The organism is Mesorhizobium sp. M7A.F.Ca.MR.176.00.0.0, assembly GCF_004023165.1.
Classification (GTDB): Bacteria; Pseudomonadota; Alphaproteobacteria; order Rhizobiales; family Rhizobiaceae; genus Mesorhizobium.
Map to the genome: position 1 here is coordinate 1 of NZ_RZTC01000149.1, position 12,157 is coordinate 12,157.

At 61.9% G+C, this 12,157-nt stretch carries 14 protein-coding genes; 6 read left to right on the forward strand and 8 right to left on the reverse strand.

Going from position 1 to position 12,157, the window contains the following annotated elements; all coding sequences use genetic code 11:
* Positions 1-73: 73 nt before the first annotated feature.
* The 4 genes from EOB59_RS30935 to EOB59_RS36890 all read right to left on the reverse strand — a co-directional run bounded on the left by EOB59_RS30935 (position 74) and on the right by EOB59_RS36890 (position 2,642).
* On the reverse strand, positions 74-523 hold the full coding sequence (locus tag EOB59_RS30935; RefSeq protein WP_128290001.1) for a hypothetical protein: 450 nt from the start codon (positions 521-523) through the stop codon (positions 74-76).
* Between the two features lie 520 nt (positions 524-1,043).
* Positions 1,044-1,709, reverse strand: a complete 666-nt coding sequence (locus EOB59_RS30940) for an outer membrane protein (RefSeq protein WP_128290002.1) — start codon at positions 1,707-1,709, stop codon at positions 1,044-1,046.
* A 94-nt stretch (positions 1,710-1,803) separates the two neighbouring features.
* On the reverse strand, positions 1,804-2,418 hold the full coding sequence (locus EOB59_RS30945; RefSeq protein ID WP_245486829.1) for an alpha/beta hydrolase: 615 nt from the start codon (positions 2,416-2,418) through the stop codon (positions 1,804-1,806).
* Entirely contained in the window at positions 2,322-2,642 is a 321-nt protein-coding gene (locus EOB59_RS36890; RefSeq protein WP_245486828.1) for an alpha/beta fold hydrolase, read from the reverse strand. Before EOB59_RS36890 ends, EOB59_RS30945 begins: the two co-directional genes overlap by 97 nt.
* A gap of 147 nt (positions 2,643-2,789) precedes the next feature.
* Between EOB59_RS36890 and ade the strand changes: the two genes are divergently transcribed.
* A complete protein-coding gene (gene ade / locus EOB59_RS30950) occupies positions 2,790-4,598 on the forward strand; it encodes an adenine deaminase (RefSeq protein WP_127397165.1) in 1,809 nt (602 codons plus the stop codon).
* A gap of 160 nt (positions 4,599-4,758) precedes the next feature.
* Here the strand turns inward: ade and EOB59_RS30955 are convergent, their stop codons facing one another.
* Together EOB59_RS30955 and EOB59_RS30960 are read right to left on the reverse strand one after the other, a co-directional pair.
* Complete coding sequence (locus EOB59_RS30955) at positions 4,759-5,922, reverse strand: alpha/beta hydrolase (protein WP_128290003.1); 1,164 nt, start codon at positions 5,920-5,922, stop codon at positions 4,759-4,761.
* 143 nt (positions 5,923-6,065) lie between these two features.
* On the reverse strand, positions 6,066-7,139 hold the full coding sequence (locus EOB59_RS30960) for an alpha/beta hydrolase (RefSeq protein WP_128290004.1): 1,074 nt from the start codon (positions 7,137-7,139) through the stop codon (positions 6,066-6,068).
* A 466-nt stretch (positions 7,140-7,605) separates the two neighbouring features.
* Here EOB59_RS30960 and ilvA point away from each other — a divergent pair, with 466 nt between their 5' ends.
* Both ilvA and EOB59_RS30970 read left to right on the forward strand, forming a co-directional pair.
* On the forward strand, positions 7,606-8,862 hold the full coding sequence (gene ilvA / locus EOB59_RS30965) for a threonine ammonia-lyase IlvA (RefSeq protein WP_128290005.1): 1,257 nt from the start codon (positions 7,606-7,608) through the stop codon (positions 8,860-8,862).
* Positions 8,859-9,425, forward strand: coding sequence for a DUF1697 domain-containing protein (locus EOB59_RS30970; RefSeq protein ID WP_128290006.1), 567 nt, complete (start codon positions 8,859-8,861; stop codon positions 9,423-9,425). The genes ilvA and EOB59_RS30970 overlap by 4 nt, the downstream gene beginning before the upstream one ends.
* Before the next feature lie 8 nt (positions 9,426-9,433).
* Here EOB59_RS30970 and EOB59_RS30975 read toward each other — a convergent pair whose 3' ends face one another.
* Together EOB59_RS30975 and gloA are read right to left on the reverse strand one after the other, a co-directional pair.
* Entirely contained in the window at positions 9,434-9,727 is a 294-nt protein-coding gene (locus tag EOB59_RS30975; RefSeq protein ID WP_128290007.1) for a DUF2218 domain-containing protein, read from the reverse strand.
* Between the two features lie 145 nt (positions 9,728-9,872).
* Positions 9,873-10,313 (reverse strand): lactoylglutathione lyase, encoded by a 441-nt coding sequence (gene gloA, locus EOB59_RS30980; RefSeq protein ID WP_127332092.1) that lies wholly within the window; start codon positions 10,311-10,313, stop codon positions 9,873-9,875.
* 217 nt (positions 10,314-10,530) lie between these two features.
* Between gloA and EOB59_RS30985 the strand changes: the two genes are divergently transcribed.
* The 3 genes from EOB59_RS30985 to EOB59_RS30995 form a co-directional block, all read left to right on the forward strand.
* Positions 10,531-11,127 (forward strand): cold-shock protein, encoded by a 597-nt coding sequence (locus EOB59_RS30985; RefSeq protein WP_032901396.1) that lies wholly within the window; start codon positions 10,531-10,533, stop codon positions 11,125-11,127.
* 24 nt (positions 11,128-11,151) lie between these two features.
* Positions 11,152-11,712, forward strand: a complete 561-nt coding sequence (locus EOB59_RS30990) for a DUF192 domain-containing protein (RefSeq protein ID WP_127382930.1) — start codon at positions 11,152-11,154, stop codon at positions 11,710-11,712.
* A gap of 20 nt (positions 11,713-11,732) precedes the next feature.
* The coding region (locus EOB59_RS30995; RefSeq protein WP_164895800.1) for an alpha/beta fold hydrolase at positions 11,733-12,157 on the forward strand (425 nt) is incomplete at its 3' end.

The window sequence follows — 12,157 nt, forward strand, 5'->3', positions numbered from 1 at the left end:
TTGCATTCAATAGGTTCGGCGCCGCACCCAGTTAGCCCGCTGCCTCACGGTGGCGGGCTTTTTTACGATTGGATCAATTGGTCGTCGAGGTGTCCGGCATCTTGAAGCCTGCCGGCAATTGGGTGTCGCGGCCGTTGTAGACACCCTTGCATTTGGGGCAAAGATTGTGCCCTCCAATGCTGTGCGTAATCTGGATCTGAAGGCCATGACTCTGTTCGCAGGTTGGGCAGAAGGGCAGGGAAGCTGGCTTGCCGTCTGGGTTGATGCCGTAATTGTACTGCCCCACCCGGACCGTCTTCACCTTGCTTTCCGCTAGCGCCTTCAAGCGCCGAATTTCCGAATCCCTCTCCTGGAGAGCGTCCCGCGCATCCGCCAAGGCCATCTTGGTGTCGCTCAAGGCTAAGTACAGGTCAGCAATCTTCAGCTTGAATTCAGCATCAGAAAACGACTTGTCGAACTCTCGAAGCTGCCTAGCGATATCCAGGGCCTGTGCGGCTGCCGCTAGCCCGCCCACTATATCCATTTACTCTCACCCCTCTTCACCATGTCGCATCAAATGTCACGATAGTTGCAGGAAAGGATTGGCACCGCAATTGGCACCGGACGCCAAGGGAAGGGAAGGGACGAGGCAGGAAGACAGCGCTACGATGGTCAAGAAAAAGCCCGGAAAACCGGGCTATTCAATACTCAGCGGGACGTGTCGGGATGACTTGCTGCGGATTTTAAGTCCCTTGCGTCTACCAATTCCGCCACGTCCGCAGGCCAGCCCTTTTCAGACGCCTGACACAGGCCGTCAAGTCGTGTTGTTGAGCGTTCGCCGAACGTGCAAACAGACGGGGCGGCTTGATGATACTGGCGCGATCACGGAATTATCGGCGCGGCGGGTAATGGTAGGATGCCTGTGTGGTGGATTTGATCCGCCAAGGCCGGCGCCTCTCAGGCCCAACCCATTCCCCCCGCCCACTGGGAGCGTCGGCCACCCTTCCATGAAAGAGCCCTTTGAGTGGTTGCCTGGTCCGGCAGCGTCGCGATTGTGGCCCTGCTCAGAACTTGTAGCTCAAATTGATGCCTACCGTGTTGAGCTTCACGTTCTGATCGCGATCGTTGAAGGGTTCCGCTACGTCGTAGTGCTCGGAGCCGAAATCATAGTAGCGATACTGTGCGCCGACGACGAACTTGTCGGTCAACGCGTAGTCGACGCCGGCACCCACGGTCCAGCCGACATTCGTGCGCGTGCTGGCGAACGCCGGACCCGCGACTTGCGATGTTTCGATGCCGGCAAAGGCGACGCCGCCAATGCCGTAGACCAGCAGGCGATCCATGGCGTAGCCGGCCTTGGCGTTGACCGACCCGAACCACTTGATGTCGGTGCCGAATGTGCTTCCCAGGGCCGATATCGTCGTTCCGTCGATCGAGGAATAGTTGAGGTCTGCCTCGGCGCCCAGCACCGCCTGGTCGAATTGCCACAGTCCGGCGACATGGCCGCCGACAAAACCGCCGTCAACGTCAGGTGTGGCCGAAAACGGCTCGCCCTCTGTTCCTGATATGTCGGACCGACCCCAGCCATAGCCGGCTTGCATGCCGGCATAGTAGCCGGTCCAGTCGAAGCCGGGCGCGGTCATCGGAACATCGGCCGCTGGGTCGGCGGCGAAAGCCGGCACGACCAGAGCGGCAAGAAAACCGGCACTTGCGACCATCAGGCGATACATCGAACTCCCCGAAATGACGATTCAGAAAGATCCTCGCCAGAAGGATAACCGCATTCGCCGCAATCGCAATCCCCCTGTCGCCGCACAGAATCCTCTATTTGGCGTCGATGAAATCCAGCACAGCCTGGTTATATTCATCCGGCGCTTGCAGCATGGCGAAATGACTGGCGTTGGGCAGGATAATCAGCTTCGCGCCCGGGATGGCGGAGGCGATATATTCGGTGTGTTCGCGCTTGATCGCTTCGTCATGGTCGCCGGCAACGATCGCCGTCGGCGTGGTTATCGCAGCGAGCTGCTCCTTGGTCCACGCCGGCTCGGTCTCCCACATATGGCTCATCTGCGCCACGAAGGCGTCATACTGGTCCGGTGTTTTCGACATCTTCTTGTAGTCGCGGCCGGAGCGGTCGATGTAGGCGGCAAAGGTCTTGTTGGTCATCACGCCCGGATCGACGCCGTCGGTGGTTACGTTGGCGGCTTGCGCAAAGAGCCTTGTCAGCCGCTCCGGATGATGCAGTGCGATGTCGATACCGATAATTCCGCCATCGCTCCAGCCCACGAGCGCGGTCTTGTCGATCTTCAGGTAATCGAGCAGCGCCAGATAGTCCGACGCCATCAAGTCTGCTCGGTGCGGGTGGAGCGGCCGTGACCACGGCTGTCGGCGACTATCACCTTGTGCGTCTTGGAAAACGTGGCCACCTGGCTGGCCCAGATGTCGGCGTGGCCGAGGCCGCCATGGATGAGCAGCACGGGGTCGCCCGCTCCGAAAACGGCGTAGTACATCTGGATGCCGTTCACCGGCGCATATCCGCTCTGATCGGGTTTGGGCATGGCCGCAGGCTCCGGCAAGGTCTGCCAACGTTCCTCGGCGGCGGCAAAAGCGCTCGAGGCGGCGAACAAGATGACGATGGCGAACACTTTGCAAAAACGGGTCATGTTTCCCCCTTACGGCTCGGTCCGTAGCCAGCATCGCGCTTTGGCCAGATTAGTCAACAAGCTCAGTCTGCCGCGGTGTGTTGGCCCGACGGCTCTGGCGGCGCCCGCCGACATTTGCGAGACTGGCAACAACCGAAGGAATCGCGAATGACGAAAGCAACGCCCGCAAAACCCAGACCGTGGACCGAGATGGCGACACATCTGGTCGATGTCGCCATGGGGCGCAAACCCGCTGACCTGGTCGTCCGCAACGGCCGTTGGGTGAACGTCCATTCGGGCGAGATCATCGCCGGCACCGACATCGCCATTGCCGGCGGTCGTTTCGCTTATTGCGGGCCGAACGCCAGCCATGCCATCGGCCAGGGCACCAAGGTGGTCGACGCCGGCGGGCGCTATCTGGTGCCCGGCCTCTGCGACGCGCATATGCATGTCGAGAGCGGCATGGTGACGGTGACCGAGTTCTGCCGGGCCGTTATTCCGCACGGCACCACCTCTATGTTCATCGACCCGCACGAGATCGCCAATGTGCTTGGCCTGCCGGGCGTGCGGCTGATGCATGACGAGGCCGTCGCCATGCCCATCAACGTGCATGTACAGATGCCGTCCTGCGTGCCCTCGGCGCCCGGGCTGGAGCATGCAGGCGCCGAGTTGACGGTCGCCGATGTCGCGGAGGCAATGAGCTGGGAAAACATCATCGGTCTTGGCGAAGTGATGAATTTCCCCGGCGTCGCCGCCAACGATCCTGTCATGTCGGGCGAGATCGCCGCGACGGTGAAAGCGGGGAAAACGGTCGGCGGCCACTATGCCTCGCGCGATCTCGGCCTGCCGTTCCATGGCTATGCCGCCGGCGGTCCCGAGGACGATCATGAGGGCACACGCGCCGAGGATGCCATCGCCCGTGTGCGCCAGGGCATGAAGGCGATGCTGCGGCTCGGCTCGGCCTGGTACGACGTCGCCTCGCAGATCAAGGCGGTGACGGAGAGCGGCATCGACCCGCGCAATTTCATCCTGTGCACCGACGACAGCCATTCCGGCACGCTGGTCCAGGAAGGCCATATGGACCGCGTGGTGCGCCACGCCATCCAACAGGGGTTGAAGCCGGTGACGGCGATCCAGATGGCGACGCTCAACACCGCCCAGCATTTCAGACTCGAGCGCGAGATCGGCTCGATCGCGCCGGGGCGGCTGGCCGACCTGCTGATCGTCTCGGATCTCGCCGCAATGACCATCGACGAGGTCTATGCACGCGGCGTCAGGCTGGCCAAGGGCGGCAAGCTCGAAATCGACATTCCGGCCTATGATTACCCGAAGACGGCGAAGAACACCGTCAAGCTCGGCAAGAAGCTGAAGGGCGGCGACTTCGATATCGTTGCTCCCAAAGGCGCCAACGAGGTGCGGGTGCGTGTCATCGGCGTCATCGAGAACCAGGCGCCGACGCGCGCGCTGGAGGCCGATCTGCCGGTCGAGGACGGGCTGGTCGCCATGGACCGCCGCAACGACATCTGCCAGATCGCGCTGGTCGAGCGCCACCGGGGCACGGGCGGCGTCACCAACGCCTTCGTTTCCGGCTTCGGCTATATGGGCGACTGCGCCATGGCGTCCAGCGTCGCGCATGACGCCCATCACATCATCTGCGTCGGCACCAACAAGCAGGACATGGCGCTGGCCGTCAATCGCTTGGGTGCGGTCGGCGGCGGCGTCGTGCTGTTCTCCAAGGGCAAGGAACTGGCGCTGGTCGAAATGCCGATCGCCGGGCTGATGTCGGACGAGCGGGCCGAGATCGTCGCGGCCAAGGCAGAGAAGCTCACCGAGGCGATGCGCAAGATGGGCTGTTCGCTGAACAACGCCTACATGCAGCACTCGCTGCTGGCGCTGGTCGTCATCCCCGAACTCAGGATTTCCGATGTCGGCCTGATCGACGTGACGACATTCCAGAAGGTCGATCTGTTCGTCTAGGATTGTTGATATTCAGGCCATGCCGGCCTGCAAGTAGCGATTTTCTGCGCTTCCGGTGCTCACGTACTTAAGTACGCTCCGCTCCGGTTCTCGAAAACCACCACTTTCGGCTCGGCCTGACCCGAACTCAACAATCCTAGGGCCAATGTCGCCCGCTGGCTCACCCGCCGGTGGCGATGGTCAGCACCTTGAACGGCGTGGTGATGACGATTTCCGCGACCGACCCGACGGCCTTGCCGAGGCCCTGGCCGAGATTGTTGAGCTGAGTCGGGACGGGCTCGTCCGAGGCAAGGCCGGCAGGCGCCCGCAGCCGGTCGCCGAGCAGTTGCACCAGCATCGGGTTGTCGGCGAATTTGGCGTGGTTGAGGCGGTCGCCGCCCTTGGCCTGGGAAAGGTCGACCACCGACACGCCATAGCTGGCGAGGTCGGCCGCATCGCCGTAATCGCCGACGCGCGGCTTATCGCCCGAGATCAGGGAGGACAGCTTGAGAGCCCGGTCATCCGCCGAGAGCAGGATGGCGAATGGCTTGTCGGGTTTGCCGTAACGGATCATCTGTTTCTTGAACACGTCGACATCGATGTCGGGCGAGGCCAAGATGACGTAACCGAGTTTGTCGTCGAGATCGCGATCGCCGGTGATGGCAAGCTGGCGCAGAGCCTCCATGGTCACCCAGGTCCCCATCGAATGGGCGATGATGTCGATGCTCTTGACCTTGGTCTTGGCCAGCATCCTGAGCGTCGCCTCGAGGTCGTCGCGCGCTGCGTTGGCGCTTTCCTTGTCGTAGATGTAACCCGTGGTCTTGCCGCTCGATGCCCACGAGAACAGCACCGGCGTGCCGGGATATTTCGTGTCGTGGGCGATCTGCGTCAGCCGGTAGATGCCGTCATCGAAGCCGTTGTTGAAGCCGTGCACGAAAACCAGCGCACGGTCGCCGCGCATGGCGATGTCGGCGCCGACCGCCTTGGCGAATTGCGGCGCGCCTTCATAGAAGGTGACGTCCTTGGCGGTGAAATCCTTGGCCGGATTGCTGTTCGCGGATCCCTTGGCCCGCTCGATGGCGCCGACCTGATGGTTTTTCGGGACGGTGACGTCGACACGGGCAAAGCTGGTGGTCAGCGAGCGATCGCCGTCGAACACCTGTCGCGGGTCCTTGGTTGCCCTCTGGCGTGTCGTGGCGACGAAGATTTCATGCGTGGCCACGATGTCGGAAGCGGGCACCGTGACCGTCGTCTTGTTGAGCAGGTCGTGCGTTTTGCCGCCGGCGCAGCCGGTGACAGCGAGCGCCAATGCAACGACGAGATAACTCTTCGAACGCATGGTCATACGCCGGCTCCCGCAAAGGGGGACGTCAAACGCATGACGTCGCTGGCTATTCCGATAAGGCCGGAGACCGGCGCGGTCCAGTTCAAAGTGAATCGATACATCCGCAATGGTGAACAGGCACGGCGAAAACCGCGGGACCGCATCTATTGTCCAAGCAGGCTGATGCGGTCTGTCACGTCACGGTCGCTGGCAAAGCCGTCATCCTCGCGTAGCCGCTGGCCGATCATCTTCACCAGCGTCGGATTGTCGGCGAACTTCGTATGGTTGAAGCTGTCCGATCCCTTGACCTTGGACAGGTCGACGACCGTCACGCCATAGGAGGCGAGATCGGCGGCATCCTTGTAGTCGCCGACGCGCGGCCGGGATCCGGCGATCAGGCCGGAGAGCCGCAGCGCGCGGTCGTCGTCCGACAACAGCAGGATGAACGGCTTGTCGGGCTTGCCATAGCGCCGCATCTGGCTCTTGAACACGTCGACATCGATGTCGGGCGAGGCCAGCACCACGTCGCCGAGCTTGCCGCCGAGATCGCGGTCGCCGGTGATGGCCATCTGCCGCAGCGTTTCCATGGTGACCCAGGTCCCGAGCGAATGCGCGACGATGTCGATGCGCCGCGCGCCGGACTGCTCCAGCATCCTGAGCGTCACCTCCAATTGGTCGCGGGCGGCGCTGGCGCTTTCCTTGTCATAAACGTAGTCGGTGGTCCTTGCGCCCGATGCCCAGGAAAACAGCACTGGTGTGCCGGGATAGCCGGAATCGTGGACGATCTGGGTGAGGCGATAGACGGCGGCATCGAAGCCGGTGTTGTAGCCATGCACGAAGACCATGACGCGACCGCCACGCGCCGCGATGTCGGCGTTGAGCGCGCTGGAGAATTTCGGCTGCGTGTCGTAGCCGACGACCTCGGAAGCCATGAAATATTTGGCCGGGTCGTCCGACTTGCCGCGCGAGCGGCGCTCGATCTGGCCGGTCTTGTGAAGCCCCGGAACGGTGACGTTGACGCGGGCATAGTTCAGCGTCGCCGAGCGTTCGCCGTCGAAAACCTTGTTGGGATCGTCGGATTTCTTGCGCGTCGTGGCGATGAAGATCGAGTGATTGCCGGCGATCTCCGTCACCGGCGCGGACACCATGGCGCTGCCCAGCAATTCCTGTGTTTGCTGGCCGGCGCAGCCGGCGACGAACAAGGCCAGGAGAACGGCAAAAATCTTCTTCAAAGGCACGCCTGAATTTCCAACTCCGGCCGAAAGGCCTGTCTATTCTCACGATACCTCCCGGACAGGCAGAGTGCGGCAGAACTAAGTCATGTCCAGTCGAAATGTGATCGGCGCCCCGCTGCGGCCATCGCAGTGTTGCGCGAAAGCCAAAATGGCGGGAAACGGCTGCGTGATGCGTGCAATGAGCGGCGCCGTCGCCGGCTTTCCAATTCCCGCAGAGATAGCGAGTTCAAGCCGCCCGATACGAAGGGGCATTAGAATGCACCCACAAGTAGCTGAAAATATTCCGCAAAATTTCCGCTCGGAACGACGCACATGATGGACGATGGCGCCACGTAGCCGGATATGCAATAGGCTGGCTCGCGCCGCACCTTGTCCCGGCGCTCAACAACCGAACGTGCGCGACCCGATCAATGATAGAGGTCCGCGGACAGCGTGCAACACAAGGTGGCTTTCCCAAGGGTGGTTTCCGATGAACAGTTTCTCTTCCCGCGTTGCTGCCGCTGCCGCCGCGATCCGCCAGATCTTCCCTGAAACGCCGCTGCAGGAAAACGATTATCTGTCGAAAAAGACCGGTGCGCGGGTGCTGTTGAAGCGCGAGGATCTGTCGCCGGTCCGCTCTTACAAGATCCGCGGCGCCTTCAATTTCTTCCGCAAGACACTGGCGGCCGGCAACGAGGCTGAACTGTTCGTCTGCGCGTCCGCCGGCAACCACGCGCAGGGTTTTGCTTTCGTCTGCCGCCATTTCGGCAGGCGAGGCGTTGTGTTCATGCCGGTGACGACGCCGCAGCAGAAGATCGACAAGACCAAGCTGTTCGGCGGCGATTTCATCGAGATCAGGCTGGTCGGCGATTTCTTCGACGACTGCTATCGCGCGGCCCTGGAATTCACTGGCAGTTCCGGCGCCCATATGGTGCCGCCCTTCGATCACAAGGACATTATCGAGGGCCAGGCAACCGTCGCCTACGAGATCGCGGACCAGATGCCGGGCGCCCGCATGCCCGATATCGTCATGCTGCCGGTCGGCGGTGGCGGACTTGCCGCTGGCGTCACCCATTATTTCGCCGATCAGGGCAGGGAAGCACGCTTCGTCTTCTGCGAACCGGCAGGCGCGCCGAGCCTGCGCGAAAGCCTTGCGGCGGGAAAACGGCTCAAACTCGCCAAGGTCGACAATTTCGTCGATGGCGCCGCGGTGGCCGAGATCGGCCGCGAGCCGTTGCGTCATCTCAAGGATTTTCCGGCCGAAACGGTGCGGCTGATCCCGGAAAACCGGCTCTGCGCCACCATGATCGAAATGCTCAACGTCGAAGGCGTCGTGCTGGAGCCGGCCGGCGCGCTGGCGATCGATGCGCTCAAGGATTTCTCCAAGAAGGAGATCAGGGGCAAGACCATCGTTGCCGTGGTTTCGGGCGGCAATTTCGATTTCGAGCGGCTGCCGGACGTTAAGGAACGGGCGCTACGCTTCGAGGGGCTGAAGAAATACTTCATCATCCGCTTTCCGCAGCGGCCCGGCGCGCTGCGAGACTTCCTCGAACTGCTCGGGCCCGACGACGACATCGCCCGTTTCGAATATCTGAAGAAATCGGCGCGCAATTTCGGTTCGGTGCTGATCGGCATCGAAACCAAGGACCGCCGCAATTTCGATCTGCTCAAGGCGAAGTTCGAGGCCGAGGGCGTCCAGTATCAGGACATCACCGACAACGAGACATTGGCCGGTTTCATCATATGAGCGGCAAGGAGGCAGGAAAAATCTTCGTCGCGCTGTTTTCCGGCATCAATGTCGGCGGCAACCGCATCGTCAAAATGGCGGAGCTGCGGTCGTTCTTCGAGGGTCTCGGCTTTTCCGATGTCGCCACCTACGTGCAGAGCGGCAATGCCGTGTTCCGGGCGAAGAAGGGCGACGCAGCGACACTGGCGAAACAGATCGAAGCAGCCTTCGAGAAGAAATGGGGTTTTTATTCGCGCATCATGGTGCGCGATCTTTCCTGGTTCGAGCGGCTGGTGAACGAAAACCCTTACCCGGAAGTTGCCGGGGAACATACCAAGCTGCATGCCTATGTGCTGGAGCGCGAGCCGACAGCGGACGAGGTGGCGCGACTGACCGAAAAGTGCACCGGCCCCGAACGCTTCGAGATCAAGGGCGATGTGCTCTACTTGCACGCGCCGGACGGGCTGGGCAAATCGGTGTTTGCCGGGCTGATCCCGCGCATGCTGAAAGTGCCGGGCACCGCGCGCAACTGGCGCTCGGTGCAGGCGCTGCTGGAGATGGCCGCTCCGGCCGGTGGGAAGTAATTCGCCGCCTAAGCTGCCGGAGCGGGTTTCCAATCGAAGGTCAGTTCTTCGCGGAAAGCAAAGCGCTTGATGTGATCGGCGACAACGCCTTCCAGGCGCTCGATCGATCCTGCTTCGTCAGTCGACACCGTGATATGCAGTGTCGCCGCATCGGCATCCATGACGGTAGGGCCCATTGAAAGATCGATGGTGCCGTGGGTGGGATCGAACTCGACCGGGAATTTGTGCGCCCAGTGCTTGCACAGCTGCTGCAGGTAGCGGCTGGCATGTTCGGTGGCGACGTCGGCATGGCTGGTCGGCATGAATTCTCCTGGGCAAGCGCCGGTTGCATGGCTGGGCGCCGGCCCAAGCCTGGCGCCTCAGCCAGACAGATAGGCGCCGCCCCTGAAAAACCAAACGGTGCCGGTCCATCAGCCTGGTATTGTCCGCTCAAGACAGCGTGATCGGCTACCAGCTTCCGGTGTTCGCCATCGAAGCCCAGGGCTCCGCCTTGGCCTTGGCCGGGCCTTTCTGCAGAAGCTCGATCGAGATGCCGTCCGGCGACTTGACGAAAGCCATGTTGCCGTCGCGCGGCGGCCGGTTGATGATGACGCCATTGTCCATCAGATGCTGGCAGGTGGCGTAGATGTCGTCGACCTCATAAGCGAGGTGGCCGAAATTGCGTCCGCCCTTGTAGTCTTCCGGATCCCAATTGTAGGTCAGTTCGACCAGCGGTGCCTTGTCGGCGATGCCGCTTTGCTCGTCTTCGGAGGCCGCGAGGAAGATCAGCGTGAAGCGGCCTTGCTCGTTTTCGTAGCGGCGCACTTCCTTGAGGCCGAGCTTGTTGCAGTAGAAGTCGAGCGAGGCATCGACGTCGGTGACGCGGATCATGGTGTGCAGATAGCGCATGTGATTTCCTCGATAAATTGCGTTGCGGCGCAACATAGGGTCGGCCCTGTCAAAGGGCAATCGTGCGGCGGTGCGCAATGCCGGCAAAGAACAAATCCGGTATTGCCCAAATGAACCGTGAAAAAAGGCACGGCAGGTCTTGCACAGACCGGAAGCCGCAGTGTTAATCTGTTGGCAAGAATCAGTTGCGGTGTTCTTGAAAAAAGGGGGCATTCTTATGGGGGAAAAGGCCTCTTTGACGGGGCGGGACGGACCCCTCGGCGACGCCTTGCAGCGTGACGAAGGCGGCGATGCCGCGGACTTGCTCGAAATAGCCGGCGCCATCAAGTGGTTCGATGTGGCCAAGGGCTATGGTTTCATTTTGCCGGATGACGGCATTTCCGGCGATATCCTCCTCCATGTGACATGTCTTCGAAGGGATGGCTTTCAGACGGCCCTGGAGGGCGCACGCGTGGTCTGCCTCGTCAAACATGGCGACCGCGGATTGCAGGCCTTCCGGGTGCTCTCCATGGACGTCACCACCGCGGTCCACCCGGCCGAGATGCAGGAGCAGCGCACCCATGTCGCGGTGACGCCGGAGAGCGGTCTCGAACGCGCCCTGGTGAAATGGTTCAACCGCACCAAGGGGTTTGGTTTTCTCACCCGCGGCGAGGGCACCGAGGACATCTTCGTCCATATGGAGACCTTGCGCCGCTACGGTATCACCGAGCTTCGGCCCGGACAGGTCGTGCTGGTTCGTTTCGGGCGCGGCGACAAAGGCCTTATGGCCGCCGAAATTCACCCCGATATGGGGACCTTGCCGGTCTCGCACTAGGGCGTTTCCGGCCGAGGATCTCGAATGGCTTACAGGAACTGGCTGACCGCGGGCGCGATGTGCGCGATTGCCTTCATCGCCGCCGCCGGTGGTTACTTCTATTCCGAAAAGCCGACCTCGGCGGACAGCCGGGCGATGATCCTTCCGGCCGATCCGACGCCATTGGTCGTGGTGACGAAAGGCGGTGATCGCTCTTTTTCCATCGAAGTCGCCGACACCGCCGCGGAGCGCGAGGCCGGCTTGATGTACCGCCAGGACATGGCGGACAACCACGGCATGCTGTTCGTCTTCGAGGTCCAGCAGCAGGTCGGCTTCTGGATGCACAACACGCCAATGCCGCTTGATCTGATTTTCGTCGGCCAGGATGGCAAGATCCGGGCGGTCAAGCACGGCGAGCCGCAATCGGACGCCGTCATTTCGCCCGGCGTACCGGTGCGCTTCGTGCTCGAGCTCAAGGCCGGCACTGCCGCCAGGAACGGCATCGAGTATGGCGACCTTTTGCGCCATCCGGCCGTGGGCACGGTATCCGGCCCCGGCATGCCACCAGCCGACAATGGCGATGCGCCCAATGGCGGTGGCGGTTGAGCACGCAGGCGGGATCGCAGATGCAGTTTTTCATCCATGACGGCTTCGACCTTGCCTTCCTCGACCGCCAGCCGGAATCGGGCGAGGGCGATCCGGTGCTGATGATCCATGGCTTTGCCTCGAGCCATTATGTCAACTGGGTGTCGCCCGGCTGGTTCAAGACGCTGAACGATGCCGGTTACCGCGCCATCGCCTTCGACAATCGCGGCCACGGCTCGTCGTCGAAGAGCTATGAGGAGGCCGACTACACGCCGGTCAAGATGGCTTCCGATGCCGCTGCCTTGCTCGGCCATCTCGGCATCGAGCGCGCCCATGTCATGGGTTATTCGATGGGCGCCCGCATCGCGGCGTTCATGGCGCTGTCCGATCCGGACAAGGTGGCGACGCTGGTCTTCGGCGGTCTCGGCATCGGCATGGTCGACGGTGTCGGCGATCGGATCCCAAT

Coding starts and splice junctions, on each gene's coding strand:
- EOB59_RS30935 (WP_128290001.1), bottom strand. CDS start 523: ATGGATATAGTGGGCGGGCTAGCGGCAGCCGCACAGGCCCTGGATATC.
- EOB59_RS30940 (WP_128290002.1), bottom strand. CDS start 1,709: ATGTATCGCCTGATGGTCGCAAGTGCCGGTTTTCTTGCCGCTCTGGTC.
- EOB59_RS36890 (WP_245486828.1), bottom strand. CDS start 2,642: ATGACCCGTTTTTGCAAAGTGTTCGCCATCGTCATCTTGTTCGCCGCC.
- ade (WP_127397165.1), top strand. CDS start 2,790: ATGACGAAAGCAACGCCCGCAAAACCCAGACCGTGGACCGAGATGGCG.
- EOB59_RS30955 (WP_128290003.1), bottom strand. CDS start 5,922: ATGACCATGCGTTCGAAGAGTTATCTCGTCGTTGCATTGGCGCTCGCT.
- ilvA (WP_128290005.1), top strand. CDS start 7,606: ATGAACAGTTTCTCTTCCCGCGTTGCTGCCGCTGCCGCCGCGATCCGC.
- EOB59_RS30970 (WP_128290006.1), top strand. CDS start 8,859: ATGAGCGGCAAGGAGGCAGGAAAAATCTTCGTCGCGCTGTTTTCCGGC.
- EOB59_RS30975 (WP_128290007.1), bottom strand. CDS start 9,727: ATGCCGACCAGCCATGCCGACGTCGCCACCGAACATGCCAGCCGCTAC.
- gloA (WP_127332092.1), bottom strand. CDS start 10,313: ATGCGCTATCTGCACACCATGATCCGCGTCACCGACGTCGATGCCTCG.
- EOB59_RS30985 (WP_032901396.1), top strand. CDS start 10,531: ATGGGGGAAAAGGCCTCTTTGACGGGGCGGGACGGACCCCTCGGCGAC.
- EOB59_RS30990 (WP_127382930.1), top strand. CDS start 11,152: ATGGCTTACAGGAACTGGCTGACCGCGGGCGCGATGTGCGCGATTGCC.